This is a genomic window from Mesorhizobium sp. M7A.F.Ca.MR.148.00.0.0 (genome assembly GCF_003997735.1).
In the GTDB taxonomy this organism is placed as follows: domain Bacteria; phylum Pseudomonadota; class Alphaproteobacteria; order Rhizobiales; family Rhizobiaceae; genus Mesorhizobium.
This window is the reverse complement of record NZ_RZTB01000256.1, coordinates 1-1,907: the sequence shown is the minus strand read 5'-3', so window position 1 is coordinate 1,907 and position 1,907 is coordinate 1. Positions and strand designations below refer to the sequence as shown.

At 61.9% G+C, this 1,907-nt stretch carries 2 protein-coding genes; both read left to right on the top strand.

Features of this window, described 5'->3' with window-relative positions; genetic code table 11:
* The coding region (locus EOB49_RS38835) for an acyl-CoA dehydrogenase family protein (RefSeq protein WP_348630289.1) at positions 1 to 98 on the top strand (98 nt) is incomplete at its 5' end.
* A gap of 2 nt (positions 99 to 100) precedes the next feature.
* Positions 101 to 1,708, top strand: a complete 1,608-nt coding sequence (locus EOB49_RS33695) for a carboxyl transferase domain-containing protein (protein WP_127383484.1) — start codon at positions 101 to 103, stop codon at positions 1,706 to 1,708.
* Positions 1,709 to 1,907 lie beyond the last annotated feature (199 nt).

Sequence of the window (1,907 nt, the reverse complement as noted above, 5' to 3'; positions counted from 1 at the left end):
GCCTGCTGCGCGACGCCAAGCTCTACGAGATCGGCGCCGGCACCAGCGAAATCCGCCGCTGGCTGATTGGGCGCGAGATCATGGCGGAGGGGGTGTAGGTATGGCCACATTGCAAACCCAGATCTCCCCCTCCTCCGAAGCATTCCGCGCCAATGCCGAGCGCATGCGGGCGCTGGTCGCCGACATTGCGGAGAAGGCGGCCACCGTCGAGCGCGGCGGCTCGGATGAGGCGCGCGAGCGGCATGTTTCGCGCGGCAAGCTGTTGCCGCGGGAGCGCCTGGCGCAATTGCTCGACACCGGCTCGCCCTTCCTCGAGATCGGCCAGTTCGCGGCATGGTCGATGTATGGCGAGGAGATCTCTTCGGCCGGCATGATCGCCGGCATCGGCCGCGTCGAAGGCACCGAGGTCATGGTCGTCGTCAACGACGCCACGGTGAAGGGCGGCACCTATTATCCGCTGACCGTGAAGAAGCATTTGCGGGCGCAGGAGATCGCACTGCAGAACAATCTGCCCTGCATCTACCTCGTCGACAGCGGCGGCGCCAACCTGCCCAACCAGGACGAGGTGTTTCCCGACCGCGAGCATTTCGGCCGCATTTTCTACAACCAGGCCAACATGTCCGCCGCAGGCATTCCGCAGATCGCCTGCGTCATGGGTTCCTGCACGGCGGGCGGCGCCTATGTGCCGGCGATGTCCGACGAGACGATCATGGTGCGCAACCAGGCAACCATTTTCCTCGGCGGACCGCCGCTGGTGAAAGCGGCGACCGGGGAGGATGTCAGTGCCGAGGATCTTGGCGGTGCGGATGTGCACACCAGGCTTTCCGGCGTTGCCGACCACTATGCGCTGGACGACGACCAAGCGCTCGCCATCTGCCGGCGCATCGTCAAAAACCTGAATCGGAACAAGACTGTAAGCCTGACCTTACAGAGATCGATTCCGCCGCTTCATCCGGCGGATGAACTTTATGGCATCGTGCCGACCGACTTGCGCCAGCCCTATGACGCGCGCGAGGTCATTGCGCGCATCGTCGACGGTTCCGAATTCGACGAGTTCAAGCAGAATTACGGCACCACGCTGATCACCGGCTTTGCCCATCTCCATGGCATGCCGGTCGGCATCATCGCCAACAACGGCGTGCTGTTTTCCGAAAGTGCTGTGAAGGGCGCGCACTTCATCGAACTGTGCTGCCAGCGCAAAATTCCATTGGTCTTCCTGCAGAACATTACCGGCTTCATGGTCGGTCGAAAATATGAAGCAGGCGGCATCGCCAAGGATGGCGCCAAGCTGGTGATGGCGGTTGCCCCCGCCAAGGTGCCGAAGGTGACTGTCATCATCGGCGGTTCGTTCGGCGCCGGCAATTACGGCATGTGCGGCCGCGCCTATTCGCCGCGCTTCCTGTGGATGTGGCCGAACGCCCGCATCTCGGTGATGGGCGGCGAACAGGCGGCAACGGTGCTTGCCATGGTCAAGCGTGAAGGCATCGAGCGCAAGGGCGGGGAATGGAGCGCCGAGGAAGAGGCGAAATTCAAGAAGCCTATCCTGATGAAATACGAGCATGAGGGTCATCCGCTCTATTCGTCCGCACGCCTGTGGGATGACGGCATCATCGACCCGGCGAAGACGCGCGACGTGCTGGCGCTCAGCCTGTCCGCGGCGCTCAACGCCGAAATCGAGGACACGCGCTTCGGCGTGTTTCGGATGTGAGAATGGACGGTCAACTTCGACGGCCAAGCGGTGCAACTATACCGGCAGACCGTTGCTGCCGTGCGAATAGGCTGAACTGTATGGACCAATCGATTCATCAGCATAGGCGGCTTCGAATCTCAAACTGCGAACTGGCGGCAGGGAAAAATATTCGCTACTGCTTATCCAGCATGGGGCAATGGGGACGGGCTGGAAATGA

Bases quoted from the DNA above. Each gene is read 5' to 3' on its own strand.
- EOB49_RS33695 (WP_127383484.1), top strand. From the start codon at position 101: ATGGCCACATTGCAAACCCAGATCTCCCCCTCCTCCGAAGCATTCCGC.